At 72.9% G+C, this 14,591-nt stretch carries 12 protein-coding genes; 3 read left to right on the top strand and 9 right to left on the bottom strand.

What is annotated here, in order from left to right; genetic code table 11:
* Positions 1 to 150 precede the first annotated feature (150 nt).
* Positions 151 to 948, bottom strand: a complete 798-nt coding sequence (lipB, locus tag ABD224_RS04770) for a lipoyl(octanoyl) transferase LipB (RefSeq protein ID WP_344047092.1) — start codon at positions 946 to 948, stop codon at positions 151 to 153.
* A 246-nt stretch (positions 949 to 1,194) separates the two neighbouring features.
* Between lipB and ABD224_RS04775 the strand changes: the two genes are divergently transcribed.
* Entirely contained in the window at positions 1,195 to 2,688 is a 1,494-nt protein-coding gene (locus ABD224_RS04775; protein ID WP_344047094.1) for an NsdA family TPR-like regulatory protein, read from the top strand.
* 73 nt (positions 2,689 to 2,761) lie between these two features.
* On the opposite strand, the gene ABD224_RS04780 is transcribed toward ABD224_RS04775, so the two are convergent.
* Positions 2,762 to 4,168, bottom strand: coding sequence for an NAD(P)/FAD-dependent oxidoreductase (locus ABD224_RS04780; RefSeq protein WP_344047096.1), 1,407 nt, complete (start codon positions 4,166 to 4,168; stop codon positions 2,762 to 2,764).
* A gap of 193 nt (positions 4,169 to 4,361) precedes the next feature.
* Positions 4,362 to 5,285, bottom strand: coding sequence for a TIGR01777 family oxidoreductase (locus tag ABD224_RS04785; RefSeq protein WP_344047098.1), 924 nt, complete (start codon positions 5,283 to 5,285; stop codon positions 4,362 to 4,364).
* 71 nt (positions 5,286 to 5,356) lie between these two features.
* Here ABD224_RS04785 and ABD224_RS04790 point away from each other — a divergent pair, with 71 nt between their 5' ends.
* On the top strand, positions 5,357 to 5,845 hold the full coding sequence (locus tag ABD224_RS04790) for a GNAT family N-acetyltransferase (protein ID WP_344047100.1): 489 nt from the start codon (positions 5,357 to 5,359) through the stop codon (positions 5,843 to 5,845).
* Positions 5,846 to 5,855: 10 nt separating this feature from the next.
* Here ABD224_RS04790 and ABD224_RS04795 read toward each other — a convergent pair whose 3' ends face one another.
* Positions 5,856 to 7,040 carry a MarP family serine protease gene (locus tag ABD224_RS04795; protein WP_344047103.1) on the bottom strand — a complete coding sequence of 395 codons (1,185 nt, stop codon included), beginning with the start codon at positions 7,038 to 7,040 and terminating at the stop codon, positions 5,856 to 5,858.
* Positions 7,041 to 7,448: 408 nt separating this feature from the next.
* Here ABD224_RS04795 and ABD224_RS04800 point away from each other — a divergent pair, with 408 nt between their 5' ends.
* Complete coding sequence (locus tag ABD224_RS04800) at positions 7,449 to 7,718, top strand: hypothetical protein (protein ID WP_344047106.1); 270 nt, start codon at positions 7,449 to 7,451, stop codon at positions 7,716 to 7,718.
* A gap of 54 nt (positions 7,719 to 7,772) precedes the next feature.
* Here ABD224_RS04800 and ABD224_RS04805 read toward each other — a convergent pair whose 3' ends face one another.
* The 5 genes from ABD224_RS04805 to sucB all read right to left on the bottom strand — a co-directional run.
* Positions 7,773 to 8,291 carry a DUF4240 domain-containing protein gene (locus tag ABD224_RS04805; RefSeq protein WP_344047136.1) on the bottom strand — a complete coding sequence of 173 codons (519 nt, stop codon included), beginning with the start codon at positions 8,289 to 8,291 and terminating at the stop codon, positions 7,773 to 7,775.
* A 405-nt stretch (positions 8,292 to 8,696) separates the two neighbouring features.
* A complete protein-coding gene (locus ABD224_RS04810) occupies positions 8,697 to 9,671 on the bottom strand; it encodes a helix-turn-helix transcriptional regulator (protein ID WP_344047108.1) in 975 nt (324 codons plus the stop codon).
* A gap of 95 nt (positions 9,672 to 9,766) precedes the next feature.
* Positions 9,767 to 12,469 (bottom strand): pyruvate dehydrogenase (acetyl-transferring), homodimeric type, encoded by a 2,703-nt coding sequence (aceE, locus tag ABD224_RS04815; RefSeq protein ID WP_344047110.1) that lies wholly within the window; start codon positions 12,467 to 12,469, stop codon positions 9,767 to 9,769.
* A gap of 272 nt (positions 12,470 to 12,741) precedes the next feature.
* Positions 12,742 to 13,365: a GntR family transcriptional regulator gene (locus ABD224_RS04820; protein WP_344047112.1), complete on the bottom strand. Its 624-nt coding sequence runs from the start codon at positions 13,363 to 13,365 to the stop codon at positions 12,742 to 12,744.
* 262 nt (positions 13,366 to 13,627) lie between these two features.
* A partial coding sequence (gene sucB / locus ABD224_RS04825) for a 2-oxoglutarate dehydrogenase, E2 component, dihydrolipoamide succinyltransferase (RefSeq protein ID WP_344047114.1) occupies positions 13,628 to 14,591 on the bottom strand: 964 nt, incomplete at its 5' end.

Raw genomic sequence — 14,591 nt, forward strand, 5'->3', positions numbered from 1 at the left:
CTGTCCTTCCCCGTCCCCGGGGGGCGCTCCCCCTGGTCTTGCCGTGGTCTCGCCCTGGTTTCGGCGGCCTTGCGGCGGCCCGGCCCCGAACGGCTCCGAAGCGGCTTCCGGGCCGCCCTCGGGCCGTCCTCGTACGCCGGGCGGGCCGCCTCAGGCCGGCGTCCTCTCGATCTGTCGCGGCTTCAGGTCGGCGTTCCCCAGCACGTCGCGCAGATGCCGTTCGACGACCGGCAGGACCTCCTCGACCGTCACGTCCCGGCCCAGCTCGTTCGCCAGTGAGGTGACCCCCGCGTCGCGGATCCCACAGGGGATGATCTTGTCGAACCACTTGTTGTCGGGGTTCACGTTCAGGGCGAAGCCGTGCATCGTGACGCCCTTGGCGACCCGGATGCCGATCGCGGCGATCTTGCGGTCCTCGCGCCGCTGGCCGGCGTTGGAGGGGGCGTACTCCGGGCCGCTGAGCCGCGGGTCGAACTCCTCGTCGGTCAGCCGCGGATCGAAGTCCAGGGACAGCCCGCCCAGCGACGGCCGCTGCTCGACCGGGTCGCCGAGGACCCACACCCCGCTGCGGCCCTCGACCCGGGTGGTCTCGAGGCCGAACTCCGCGCAGGTGCGGATCAGGGCTTCCTCCAGACGCCGTACGTGGGCCACCACGTCCACCGGGCGGGGCAGCTTCTGGATCGGGTAGCCGACCAGCTGGCCGGGGCCGTGCCAGGTGATCTTGCCGCCGCGGTCCACGTCGATCACGGGAGTGCCGTCGAGCGGACGCTCGCTGTCCTCGGTGCGCCGGCCGGCCGTGTAGACCGGCGGGTGTTCCAGGAGCAGCACGGTGTCGGGTATCTCGTCCGCGAACCGGGCGGCGTGCACCCGGCGCTGCTCGTCCCAGGCCACCTGGTAGTCCACGGCCTCGGCGCCGAATCCCATGCGGACGAACCGCAGCTCTCTCACGGCAGATGCCTCCCTCGGAAGGTCACGGGGCACGCAGCGCGCCCACGCCACTGTACGTCTGTTCGCCAGGCGTCAGTCGCACAGAAAATCCTCACACGATCGGATGAATGCTGGTGAAAGGGTGCAGTCGGCTGCTCACTCTCCGCTACATTCGCGCCGTTCATGAGGCCGTCAAGGCTGCTCACAGGCAATCCGGGCATCCACGCGACCGCGTGGACACCTGAAAGTCAGGAGACCGCACCGCAGATGACGCAACGACCCGCGCCGCGCACTCCCAACCGCCAGCTCGCCGCGCTCATCGCAGAAGCGGGATTCTCCAACGCGGGTCTGGCCCGCCGTGTGGACCAGCTCGGCCTCGAGCACGGGCTCGACCTGAGATACGACAAGACGTCGGTCACCCGCTGGCTGCGCGGACAGCAGCCGCGGGGCACCACTCCCGCCCTCATCGCGGAGGTCTTCACCCGGCGCCTGGGCCGCCGCCTGACCGCGCAGGACCTGGGCCTGGACGCCTGCGCGCCGGTGTACGCGGGGCTGGAGTACGCCGCCACGCCCGAGGAGGCCGTGGACATCGTCGGCGGGCTGTGGCGCAAGGACTCCGGCAACCACGCCGAGCTGCGCAGGATCGCCTTCACCCCGGCGGGACTGGTCGTGCCCAGCCGGGACTGGCTGATCGGGCGGGCCGACGAACGGGTGGCCCGGCTCGAGGCGCCCGGTGCCCGGGTCCCCGCGCAGGGCCGGTCCGCCGGCGGGCCGGCGAAGGCGTCCGACCCGGCGGCGTCCGGGGTGCCCCGGCAGCGCGGCCGGAGCATGCCGAACCGGACCGAGCGCGAACCGGGCCAGAAGGTCACCGCCGGGGACATCGCCGCGCTGCGCTCGGTCAGCGAGCTGTTCCGCACCCTGGACGACCGGTACGGCGGCGGCCACGCCCGTCAGGCGCTCGTGCGCTACCTGGAGCACGAGTGCGAGCCGATGCTGCGCGGCGTCTACGGGGAGCAGACCGGGCGCCGGCTGTTCGCGGCGACCGCCGATCTGACCCGGCTCGTGGGCTGGACGTCGTACGACATCGCCGCGCACGGGCTCGCCCAGCGCTACTTCGTCCAGGCGCTGCGGCTGTCCCAGGCCGCGGGGGACCGGGCCTACGGCGCCTATGTCCTCGTCACCATGAGCCGGCAGGCCGCCTACCTGGGGCACGGGCGGGAGGCGGTGCAGCTCGCGCGCGTGGCCCAGCAGGGGCTCGGCACCTCGGCTCCGGCCGTCGTGCAGGCGATGTTCCACGCGGCCGAGGCGCGCGGGCACGGCGTGCTCGGCGAGGTGCGCGCCTGCACCCCGGCCCTGGTGCGGGCCGAGCGCTGCCTGGAGGCCGCACGGCCCGGGGACGAGGTGCCGTTCTGGGCACGGTCCTTCGACGAGGCGGAGCTGGCCGACGAGTTCGCGCACTGCCACCGGGATCTGCAGCAGTACCGCGCCGCCGCCCAGCACGCCGAGCGCTCGCTCCAGCTGCGCGCCCCGGCGTACGCCCGCAGCCGCCTGTTCTGCCGGGTGGTCCTGGCGACCGCCCGCCTCGGCCTCGACGACCTGGACCAGGCCTGCCGCCTGGGCGCCGAGGCGGCGGCCCAGGCGGCGGACATGCGCTCGGCGCGGGCCCTGGAGTACATCAGGGACTTCGAACGCCGGCTGGAGCCGTACAAGGACGCCGCCCCGGTCCGCACCTACCGCGACAAGGTCGCCGCCCTGGGCTGACCGAGGGGCCCGGGCCCACCCGACGCCGGTGCGGCATGTTTGCCGGCCGGGCCCCCGCGGCGGCCCGTGGGGGTCAGGCCGCCGCGGGGCGCGGGGTCGTCGGGCGCGGCTCCGCCGTGTGCAGCGGACGGTCGGCCCGCAGGTCGTTCAGGAGGGCCGCACAGGCCCGGCGGGCCGACCGCAGGGCACCCTGGACGGTGCTGGCGTCCCGGTGGTCGCCGCAGACGTACAGACCCGCCAGCAGACGCACCGGGCGGTGCGGGTCGTACGGAGGGCGCATCGCCGGGACGGCCTCGGGGGTGTGGTGGACGGCCAGGGTCTCCCAGCGGGCGGTGGAGGTGCCGTAGAGGCGGGACAGATGGCGGCGTACGGCGGTGTCGACATCGGGCGGGGGCGTTCCCAGGACCGTCGACGACACCAGGACGCGGCCGGAGGGGGCGCGAGTGGGGTCGACATGGCTGACCACCGCCGTGTGGGCGACCGGGCCGCTGCGGTCCGCGTCGAGCAGCAGATACCCGCCCGTCGCCGGAGGCTCGTCCGTCGTGTGGTGGACCACCGTCACCGGATGGAAGTCCGGCACGCGCAGTCCGGGCAGTAGCTCGGCGGCGGCGCGCGCGTCGGTGGCGAGCAGAACGGCACGACAGCGGATCCGGCCGTGCTCGGCGGTGGTCACCGCGGTGGTGGAGACCGAGGTGACCTGGACGCCGGTGCGCACGGTGCCCGGCGGCAGGGTGCGCGCGAGCAGTTCCGGCAGGGCCTCCGCGCCGCCCTCCGGCAGGCACAGCCGGCCGGACACGAAGGAGTGCAGGGCGAGGTCCGCGCACCGGCTGGACGTGGTGAGATCCGGGTCGCACAGCAGGGCGGCCAGCAGCGGGCGCAGGAAGCCGTCGACCGTGCGGGCGGGCAGGCCCCGGGCCGCCAGCGCCTCCCGGGCGGGCAGCTCGGGACGGGACAGCAGGCGGTCGACGGGCGTGGCGGCGATCCGGGCCAGCGTGGAGCGCAGCCGGAGCGGCGTGCCGCGGACGAGCCGCCCGGAGGGCGGACCGTCGGGCAGCGGCGCGGTGGCGCCCGGTCCCTCGCCCGTGCTCATGCGGGGGCGCGCGCCGACCGACCGCGGGGCGCTCGTCAGGGCGCGCACGGCGTGCAGTGCGCCCCTTGTGCTCCCCCCGTGCGCCGGAACGCTCGCGCGATGGTGCCGTCCGTCGCTGTGCAGCAGGACCCCGGGTGCGAAGGGGCGCAGCACAAGCGCTTCGAGCCCCGGGCCCAGGGCCGGGTGGGGATACGGCGTGGACAGCAGCTGTCCGATCCGGTCGAGCCGGAACCCGTCGATCTTCTCCGTCGACATACGGCCGCCCACCCAGGGGGCGGCCTCCAGAACCACGGTGGTCACTCCTGCACGGATCAGCCGGTGCGCGGCCGAGAGCCCGGCGACCCCGGCTCCCACGACGACGACGTCCGCCTCATACGCGGGCTCAAGCACGTGCCCCTCCTCGAGGTTGCGCGGCAGGTGGGGCAGTGATGCCCTCAACCGGCTTGAGGAATACCCGAGTTCATGTCGTCCTTAGGCCCGTGGCCGGTCGGGAACGGTCGCACACGGGCAGAGCACGGTCGCACGACGGTCGCACACGGTCCCAAGGGTCTCGCGACGGCTCGTCACCGCCGGGGCAGTCCCGTCACCGCCGCCGCGGGCACCCCGGGCGTCGCAGGGCCGCCCGTACGGCGTCCTCGATGCCCGGAAAGGCGAACGAGAAGCCCGACTCCAGCAGCCGCCTGGGCACCACCCGTGCGCTGCCCAGCACATCCCCCGCCATCTCCCCGAGCACCCCGCGCAGCACCGGCGCCGGCACCGGCAGCAGCGTCGGCCGGTGCAGCACCCGGCCCATCGCCGCGGTGATCTCACGGTTCGTCAGCGGCTTCGGCGCGGTGAGGTTGACCGGCCCGGACAGGCTCTCGGTGTCGATGAGATGGCGCAGCGCGGCCACCTCGTCGTGCAGGGCGATGAACGACCAGTACTGCCGTCCGTCCCCGAGCCGTCCGCCGAGCCCGGCCCTGAACAGCGGGAACAGCCGCCCCCACGCCCCGCCCTCGCGGGCCACCACCAGCCCGGTGCGCGCGAACACCGTCCGCACCCCCGCCTTCTGCGCCGGGGCGGCGGCCCGCTCCCACTCCACGCACAGCCGCGGCAGAAAACCCTCCCCGGGCGGCGCGTCCTCGTCGACGGCCCGGTCCCCGGTGTCGCCGTAGAAACCGATCGCGCTGCCGTTGACGAACACCCGCGGCCGTACGTCCAGGGAGGCGACGGCCTCGGCGAGCGTCTTCGTGCCCAGCACCCGGCTGTCCCGGATCTCCCTCTTGTACGCCCGGGTCCAGCGGCGGTCGCCCACCCCCGCGCCCGCCAGGTTGACCACCGCGTCGCACCCGGCGAGCCCGGTCACGTCCACATGCCGCCCGGCCGGGTCCCAGCGGACCTCGTCCGCGCCGCGTGGCGCACGGCGCACCAGGCGCACCACCTCGTGCCCGTCCGCCCGCAGGGACCGCACCAGCGCACTGCCGATCAGACCGGACGCGCCGGCCACCGCGATTCGCCTCCGTTCCATGGGCACCATCCTGCCGGGCGACCGCCCGGAAATCCGCTGGACGGCGCCCGGTCCGCGCATAGGGTGGCCCCATGCCGGTTCCGCTCATACGTCATGCCGCATACGACGACGAGGACGCCCTCGCCCGACTCGACCGCGAGACCTGGTCCCCCCTGCACTCCGTGCAGCCGCGCCCCCAGCCGCCGTACGAACCCTTCTTCAACGAGCGATACGGGCCGAAGGACCACCTCGTCGCCGAGCTCGACGGCCGCCTCGTCGGCTTTCTCCGGCTCGGCCGTGCCTCCGGGCTCGCGTCGAACGCGCATGTGTGGATGATCCGCGGGCTCGCCGTGGCCGAGGAGGCCCGGGGCAGGGGAGTGGCCCGCGCTCTGCTGCGCGCCGCCGTCGAGGAGGCCCGCCGGCGGGGCGCCCGCCGTCTCACCCTGCGGGTGCTCGGGCACAACACCCCGGCCCGCAGGCTGTACGAGTCCGAGGGCTTCGTGGTGGAGGGAGTCCTTCCGGAGGAGTTCCACCTGGACGGCGCCTATGTCGACGACGTGTTCATGGGCCGCTTCGTGTGAGCCGTGCGCGTCAAGAGGTGACCAGCCGGCCCGTGTCCACCGGAGTGGTCGCGTACGCCGCCCGCCGTGCGGCCGGGACGAGTTCGGCCGCCGTCAGCGCATAGCCGGTCTCGCTGTCGGAGGTGGACCGGGCGAAGATCATCCCGAAGACCCGGCCGTCCGCGGTGAGCAGCGGGCCGCCGGAGTTGCCCGGGCGGACGGTGGAGCGGATGGAGTAGATCTCCCGGGTGACCGTGGTGTCGTTGTAGATGCTCCGGCCCGTCGCCTGGATCCGGTTGGCCACCGTCGCCGCCTGCAGATCCAGGTTGCCGTCCTGCGGATAGCCGGCGACCACCGCCGGCTCACCGCGCAGGGCGGTGTCGTCGAACTCCAGTGCCGGGGCGCGCAGCCCGGGGACGTACAGCACGGCCACGTCCCGGTCCGGGTCGAACAGCACCACGCGCGCCTCGTACGGCCGCCCGACGCCGCCGACCTGCACGGTCGGATGGTCGATGCCGGCCACCACGTGCGCATTGGTCATCACGCGCTGCGGTGCGAACACGAAGCCGCTGCCCTCGCGGCCCTGGTTGCCCGAGAAGCCCTCGATCTTGACCGTGCTCAGCTGGGCGGCGATCGCCGCTCTCTCCGTCACGCTGTCGTCGGAGGGTCTGGCCACGCCCGCCGTGGGCTCGTTCTCGAACGGGTTGAAGACCTGCGGGAAGCCGGCCTCGGTCAGTGCGGAGGTGGCGCGCGAGAACCAGGCCGGGGTGGTGTCCGGCATCGCGTTCTGCACGGTGCCCAGCAGCTTCGAGGCACGTATCGCCGAGGTCACCACCGGGGAGGAGGAGACGACCAGGACGCTCGCGGCCACCCAGGCGACGATCAGCACCGCCGCCGAGTTGGCGACGGCCCCGCCGATGCCGTCGGCCATGCGCAGCGGTCCGTGGTCCAGCTCGCGCCGCAGCCGCAGCGCCAGACGGCCCGCCAGCTCATGGCCCACCACGGCCGGCACCAGCACCGTGAGCACGGCGGTGACCGTCGCCGTCGTCGTCCCGCGCGTGACGAAGTCCATCACCCACGGCAGGAGCCACACGCCGACGACCGCGCCGCCGACGAAACCGGCCAGTGAGACACATCCGGCCACCAGGCCCCGCCGGTAGCCGGACACGGCGTAGACGAGGATCACCAGCACCAACAGCAGGTCCAGCAGGTCCACTCGCGCCGCCTTTCTCTCGGATCCTCACGTGCGCGCCGGACGGGCCCGGTGAACAGCCACGTACACGTGGATCCGGGGGACCGGTCACGTGTACGTGTATCCCCAGAAACGTCACGGATCAGGACGATGGTTCCACCAGGTGGCACAGCACACATCGCGGACGGGGCGGAACGGACCGACAGTGATGTCCATGTGTGGTGTGCGAAGAACCGGGCGCGCCCGAGGCCGTCGTACGGGACGGCCGGGCTTCCTTCCGCGGGCGCCGCTGTGCCGTCTGCCGGGTGTCACGGCCCTGCTCCCCGCCCCTTTGGGCTGCAAGGACGGCTTTGGGACCGGCTGCCCGGGAGCGGCCCCGGCGCTTTGCCCGCCGGTGATCCGGGGAACGGCGGCCCGGCCATGGAGGGCGAGATGAGCCCCGGCGGCTCCCCCGGGCGGGTGACCCGGGAGCGCATAGCGGCGGGACGGACGACAGCGGAGCGGACCGCGCCGGGACGACGGACGGCGGAGGAACGGGCGGCGGGATGGGCGGCGGCCGTGCGCGGTCCCTGGACGGTGGCGTGCGCGGTCGCCACGGTCCTCCTCGGCCCTCCCGACGTCACCGCGTCCGCCCTCGACCAGGCCAACGCGGCACCCCGCCTCACCTGGGGCGGGCCCACCGGGCGCGGACGCACGTCCTGACGGGCACGGGCGGGCGCACGGGCATCCGGCGCACGGGTGTCCGGCGCGCGGAGCTCAGGCGCGGAAGCGGTCCCACAGCCGGGGGTAGCGCCGGGCGAGAACCCGGTCGTTCTCGAGGTCGAGCGGAGTGCCCTCCGGTTCGGCGGGGGCCGGCGCGAGGCCCAGATCGGGGGCGACCGTGCCGGTGAGCTGCTCATAGGCCTCGTCGGCCGCGTAGCCGAGGTCCTCGCCGTCGCCGTCGATCTCCTCGTCGAAGTCGCCCAGCAGGTCGGCGAGGGAGTCCGGGTCGTGCAGAGCGCCCTCGAAGACCTCCCGGCCCTGGCCGATCAGCCAGCACCGGAAGAAGTCGAAGGCGTCGTCACTGGCCCCGTTCAGCAGCACCCAGGCGGCGCCCCACAGGTCCCAGCGGTAGGCACGGTTGTAGCGGGACTCGAAGTGACGGGCGAAGTCCAGGACCGTCTCGGGGTCACAGTCCAGCAGCCACTCGACGAGCAGACCGGCCTGTTCCTCCGGATCGCCTCCGGCGGTCTCGCGGCTGCCGTCGATCAGCTCCCAGAACTCCGTCTCGTCCATCACGGCCCACGCACCGATCCTCACGCCGGGGGCGCACGCGGAGCGCGCCGGCGCCGGTTCCTGCCGCCGCATCCCCGCCTGCCGTGCGACGTTCCCGGTCCGGCGGCCAGGAGGCGCCCCGGGCACGCACTGCCGCGGGTTCCCGGCTCCGTCCGGACGGAAACACCCCCGCGAACGGAGACACCCTGAGCAGGGGCCCCACGCGACCCCACGACACCGCGCGGCCCGGCCCCTGTCGGACGGGCGGTCGGGCAGACGACGACAGGACCAGGAAAACAGGGCCGGGAAAAGAGGCAGGACCAGGAAAAGAGACAGGGCAGAGACAGGGCAGAGACAGGGCAGAGACAGGGCAGAGACAGGGCAGAGACAGGGCAGAGACAGGGCAGAGACAGGGCAGAGACAGGGCTAGGACCGGTACAGCGCGCCCAGCCGGGCCGCGTCGTGCGCGAAGCGCTCCCGCAGCGTCGTCGGGGCCAGCACCTCGGCCTCCGGGCCGAGCGCCATGAGCTGGTCGTACGCGACCCGCTCGGACTCCACCGGCAGGGTGACCGTCACCCATCCGTGCTCATCGGGCGCACCGGCCGTCGCCCGTGCTTCCCGGGCCGGTACCGGGCCCACCGCGTACACCAGCCGCCGCATGCCCTCCTCGGACAGCCGCACCACCACCTCGGCCCGCAGGATCGACCGCGCGAACTGCTCCGCCCGCTCCTCCCAGAAGGCGGGCAGGTCGAAGCCGTCGTCCCGCTCAAACCGCTCCCCGGTCGCCTCCACCGCGGTGAACCGGTCGAGGCGGTACACCCGGAAGGCGCCGGGCCCGGTGACCCGCGCGCACAGGTACCACAGGCCCGCCTTGAGCACCAGTCCGTACGGCTCCAGCTCCCGTACGACCTCCTCCTCGCCGCGCCGGTACCGGGCGCTGATCCGCCGGTCGTCCCACACCGCCTCCGCGACCGCCGGCAGCAGCTCGGGCGTCTTCGGCTCCCGGAACCAGTCGGGCGCGTCCAGGTGGAAGCGCTGCGCCGCCGTACGGGGGGCGTCGCGCAGGGACGGCAGCAGGGCCGCGGACACCTTCAGCCGGGCGGCCGACGCGGCGTCCTGGAGCCCCATCTCCCTCAGCGCCTCCGGCACGCCGCTCAGGAACAGTGCCTCGGCCTCACTGCGGGCGAGCCCGGTCAGCCGGGTGCGATAGCCGCCGACCAGCCGGTAGCCCCCGGCCCGGCCCCGGGCGGCGTACACCGGCACGCCCGCCTCCGACAGCGCCTGCGCGTCCCGTGCGACGGTCCGCTCCGACACCTCCAGCTCCCGGGCGAGCTCGGCGGCGGTCATCGAGGGGCGCGACTGGAGCAGCAGCACCATTTTGATCAGGCGGGCGGCACGCATACGGCCATCATGCCGAGGGCCACCGACAGCGAAGGGGCACGGCGGTCGCCGTACCCCTTCCGCATGGCCTCACCTCATCGGCACGCCGCCGGCCCTCACAGGCCGTACTTCTCCCGTGCCTCCTTGACCGCCGTGGCCTTCACCTCGCCGCGGTGGGCCAGCTGGGCCAGGGAGGCGACGACGATCGACTGGGCGTCGACGCCGAAGTGACGGCGGGCGGCCTCACGGGTGTCCGACAGACCGAAGCCGTCGGTGCCCAGCGAGGTGTAGTCCTGCTCGACCCACTGCGCGATCTGGTCCGGGACCTGGCGCATGTAGTCGGAGACCGCGAGCACCGGCCCCTCGACGCCCTGCAGCGCCCGGCGGACGTACGGCACCCGCTCCTCGCCGCGCAGCAGCGCGGCGTCGGCCTCCATGGCGTCCCGGCGCAGCTCGCCCCAGGAGGTCGCCGACCACACGTCGGCGGCCACGCCCCACTCCTCGGCGAGCAATCGCTGGGCCTCCAGCGCCCAGTGGATCGCCGTGCCGGAGCCGAGCAGCTGGATCCGCGGGGCGTTGGCCGGGACGGAGAGCCCCGCCGACTCCGCTGTGTTGAAGCGGTACAGGCCCTTGACGATGCCCTCGTCGATGCCGGGGACGGACGGTTTCGCCGGCTGCGGCAGCGGCTCGTTGTAGACGGTCAGGTAGTAGAAGACGTTCTGGTCCTCGCCGGGCGCCGCCTCGCCGTACATCCGGCGCAGGCCCTCCTTGACGATGACCGCGATCTCGTAGGCGAACGCCGGGTCGTACGTCAGCGCCGCCGGGTTGGTCGCCGCGATGAGCGGGGAGTGGCCGTCGGCGTGCTGCAGGCCCTCGCCCGTCAGCGTCGTACGGCCCGCCGTGGCACCGACCAGGAAGCCGCGGCCGAGCTGGTCGCCGAGCTGCCACATCTGGTCGGCGGTGCGCTGCCAGCCGAACATCGAGTAGAAGATGTAGAACGGGATCACCGGCTCGCCGTGCGTCGCGTACGAGGTGGCGGCGGCGATGAAGTCGGCCATCGACCCGGCCTCGGTGATCCCCTCGTTGAGGATCTGGCCGTTCTTGGCCTCCTTGTAGTACATCAGCTGGTCGCGGTCGACCGGCTCGTACGTCTGGCCCATGGGCGAGTAGATGCCGATCGAGGGGAACAGCGACTCCATGCCGAAGGTGCGCGCCTCGTCCGGGACGATCGGCACCCAGCGCCTGCCCGTCTCCCGGTCGCGGATCAGGTCCTTGACCAGGCGGACGAAGGCCATGGTGGTGGCCACCTTCTGCGAGCCGGAGCCCTTGTCGAAGGCGGTGAAGGCCTTCTCGGCGGGCGCGGGCAGCGCGGGGACCGGGTGGACGCGGCGGGCCGGGGCCGGGCCGCCGAGGGCCGCGCGGCGCTCCTGGAGGTAGCGCACCTCGGGGGAGTCGGCGCCGGGGTGGCCGTAGGGGACCTGGCCGTCGGCGAAGGCGCTGTCGGGGATGGGCAGCTCGAGGAGGTCGCGCAGCGCCTTGAACTCGTCCACCGACAGCTTCTTCATCTGGTGGTTGGCGTTCTTCGACGCGAAGCCCGCACCGAGGGTGTGGCCCTTGACCGTCTGGGCCAGGATCACCGTCGGGGCGCCCTTGTGGGCGAGGGCGGCCCGGTAGGCGGCGTAGATCTTGCGGGGCTCATGGCCGCCGCGGGAGAAGTGGAAGCACTCGATGATCTTGTCGTCGCTGAGCAGCTTCGCCATCTCCGCGAGCGCCGGGTCGGCCCCGAAGAAGTGCTGGCGGATGTAGGCGGCGTCGCGGGTCTGGTACGTCTGGATCTGTGCGTCCGGCACCTCGCGCAGCCGGCGGGCCAGCGCGCCGGTGGTGTCGAGCCGGAACAGCTCGTCCCAGGCCGAGCCCCACAGCGTCTTGATCACGTTCCAGCCGGCGCCGCGGAACAGGGCCTCCAGCTCCTGCACGATCTTGAAGTTGGCGCGGACCGGGCCGTCCAGGCGCTGCAGGTTGCAGTTGATGACGAAGGTGAGGTTGTCCAGCTTCTCGCGGGCGGCGAGGGTGAGCGCGGTCGTCGACTCGGGCTCGTCCATCTCGCCGTCGCCGAGGAACGCCCAGACGTGGGAGTCGGAGACGTCCTTGATGCCCCGGCTGGTGAGGTAGCGGTTGAACCGGGCCTGGTAGATGGCGGAGATCGGGCCGAGGCCCATCGACACCGTCGGGAACTCCCACAGCCAGGGCAGCCGGCGCGGGTGCGGGTAGGAGGGCAGACCGCCTCCGCCCGCCTCCTGGCGGAAGTTGTCCAGGTGCTGCTCGGTCAGCCGGCCGTCGAGGAAGGCGCGGGCGTAGATGCCCGGGGAGGCGTGGCCCTGGATGAAGAGCTGGTCGCCGGAGCCGTCGCCCTCCTTGCCGCGGAAGAAGTGGTTGAAGCCGATCTCGTACAGCCACGCGGCGGAGGCGAAGGTGGCGATGTGGCCGCCGACGCCGTACTTGCTGGCACGGGTCACCATCGCCGCCGCGTTCCACCGGTTCCACGCGGTGATACGGGCCTCCAGGGCCTCGTCACCGGGGACGGCCGGCTCGGCGGCGGTCGGGATGGAGTTGACGTAGTCCGTCTCGAGGAGTTTGGGCAGGGCGACACCGATGCCTTCGGCACGCTCCAGCGTGCGGCGCATCAGATACGCGGCACGGTGCGGCCCGGCCGCCTTGGCGACGGCATCCAGAGAGGCCTGCCATTCGGCGGTCTCCTCGGGGTCGCGGTCCGGGAGCTGGTCGAGCTCGCTCGGCCGGATGGCGTTGGGGTCGGTCATGTCGCCGCCTTCCTCAGTCGAAAGGGGGTCCCTCGTCGAAGGGTTCGGGGGTGCCCTGGGTCTTTGGCAGGACAGGGCGTGAGGCTCTGGTGGAAGCCCATCGGTGACTGTAACCCCCTGATCGATGATCGATCAAAGGTTTGGCGATCAAAACCCTTGGATTTCCAGAAAGTCGGCACGCGGTGCCTTGGAATCCGGCACCCGGTGCCGCGATTTCGTCTGTTTTTCTCAGGTAGTTCTGGTTTTCCCGGGTAGTGAGGAAATGCCCTTGATCAGGCGCGTGGAGCGCAGCCGAGGACGTGTGCCTTCACCAGCTCGGCGATCCGCGGGTCGCGCCTGCGGAACGCCTCCATCAGCTCCTCGTGCTCCTCCGCGTACGACTGCTGGACCGTGCCCAGCCAGCGGATCGACAGCGTGGTGAACACCTCGATCCCCAGGCCCTCCCAGGTGTGCAGCAGCACCGAGTTGCCGGCCGCGCGGACCATCTCGCGGTGGAAGGCCACCGTGTGCCGCACCTGGGCGGTGCCGTCGGACTTGCGGTCGGCCTCGTACAGCGCGGCCACATGCGGTTCCAGCACCGAGCAGTCCTCGCCCAGCCGCTCGGCCGCCAGCTCCGCCGCGATGGCCTCCAGACCGGCCCGGACCGGGTAGCTCTCCTCCAGGTCGGCGGCGGTCAGGTTCCGCACCCGCACGCCCTTGTTGGGCACCGACTCGATCAGCCGCAGCGACTCCAGCTCGCGCAGCGCCTCCCGCACCGGGGTCTGGCTGACCTCGAGCTCGGTCGCGATCCGCCGCTCCACGATCCGCTCACCCGGCTTCCATCGGCCGCTGACGATGCCCTCCACGATGTGCTCGCGGATCTGCTCGCGCAGTGAGTGGACAAGGGGCGCGGTCATGAAGGGCTCCTTAGCGGGGGACCGGTGAGTCCCCGAGCGGCGTTGACGCTTAGACAATACGGCGGTCGGCGCCAGGAGGAAGGGCGCACAGGGGCGCTTTCGCGCAGGTGAGACGAGGCTTACACGCCGGTAGGCCCAAGAACGGGCAAAGCGGCGCCCCCGCCCGGAGTGCTCCGGGCGGGGGCGCCGTGCAGATGTTCGGCTCTGTTCGGGGCCGGGCCCGACGCCGTGGGGGATCCCCGGCTCCGAGGAACCGCTGGGGTCAGAGCCCGAGCTCGACCTCGAACTCGCCCGCCTCCAGGATCGCCTTGACCGCCGTCAGGTAGCGGGCCGCGTCGGCGCCGTCCACCAGGCGGTGGTCGTAGGAGAGGGTCAGGTACACCATGTCGCGGATGCCGATGACCGTGCCCTCCTCGGTCTCGATGACGGCCGGGCGCTTGACGGTGGCGCCGATGCCGAGGATCGCGACCTGGCCCGGCGGCACGATGATCGTGTCGAACAGCGCGCCGCGCGAACCGGTGTTGGAGATGGTGAAGGTCGCGCCGGCCAGCTCGTCCGGCGTGATCTTGTTGCTGCGGACCTTGCCCGCCAGCTCGGCCGTGGCCTTGGCGATACCGGCGATGTTGAGGTCGCCGGCGTTCTTGATGACCGGGGTCATCAGGCCCTTCTCGGAGTCCACCGCGATACCGATGTGCTCGGTGTCGAAGTAGGTGATGGTCCCCTCGGCCTCGTTGATCCTGGCGTTGATGACCGGGTGGGCCTTCAGCGCCTGGGCCGCGGCCTTGACGAAGAACGGCATCGGGGAGAGCTTGACGCCCTCACGCGCCTGGAAGGCGTCCTTGGCCCGCGCGCGCAGCGTCATCAGGCGGGTGACGTCGACCTCGACGACCGAGGACAGCTGGGCCTGCTCGTGCAGGGCCTTGACCATGTTGTCGCCGATGACCTTGCGGATCCGCGGCATCTTCACGGTCTGGCCGCGCAGCGGGGAGGCCTCCAGGACGGGGGCCTTCTTCCGCGCCGCGGGGGCGGTGGCGGGGGCCGGGGCGGCGGCCTTCGCGGCCTCGGCGGCGGCGAGCACGTCCTGCTTGCGGATACGGCCGCCGACGCCCGTGCCCTTGACGGTGGACAGGTCGACGCCGTGCTCGGCGGCGAGCTTGCGCACCAGCGGGGTCACGTACGCGCCCTCGTCGTCCGGCTGGGCGGAGGCGGGAGCCGCGGGTGCGGCG

This window comes from Streptomyces thermoalcalitolerans (genome assembly GCF_039525155.1).
Classification (GTDB): Bacteria; Actinomycetota; Actinomycetes; order Streptomycetales; family Streptomycetaceae; genus Streptomyces; species Streptomyces thermovulgaris.

Bases quoted from the DNA above. Each gene is read 5' to 3' on its own strand.
- ABD224_RS04775 (WP_344047094.1), top strand. From the start codon at position 1,195: ATGACGCAACGACCCGCGCCGCGCACTCCCAACCGCCAGCTCGCCGCG.
- ABD224_RS04785 (WP_344047098.1), bottom strand. From the start codon at position 5,285: ATGGAACGGAGGCGAATCGCGGTGGCCGGCGCGTCCGGTCTGATCGGC.
- ABD224_RS04790 (WP_344047100.1), top strand. From the start codon at position 5,357: ATGCCGGTTCCGCTCATACGTCATGCCGCATACGACGACGAGGACGCC.
- ABD224_RS04800 (WP_344047106.1), top strand. From the start codon at position 7,449: ATGAGCCCCGGCGGCTCCCCCGGGCGGGTGACCCGGGAGCGCATAGCG.
- ABD224_RS04805 (WP_344047136.1), bottom strand. From the start codon at position 8,291: ATGGACGAGACGGAGTTCTGGGAGCTGATCGACGGCAGCCGCGAGACC.
- ABD224_RS04810 (WP_344047108.1), bottom strand. From the start codon at position 9,671: ATGCGTGCCGCCCGCCTGATCAAAATGGTGCTGCTGCTCCAGTCGCGC.
- aceE (WP_344047110.1), bottom strand. From the start codon at position 12,469: ATGACCGACCCCAACGCCATCCGGCCGAGCGAGCTCGACCAGCTCCCG.
- ABD224_RS04820 (WP_344047112.1), bottom strand. From the start codon at position 13,365: ATGACCGCGCCCCTTGTCCACTCACTGCGCGAGCAGATCCGCGAGCAC.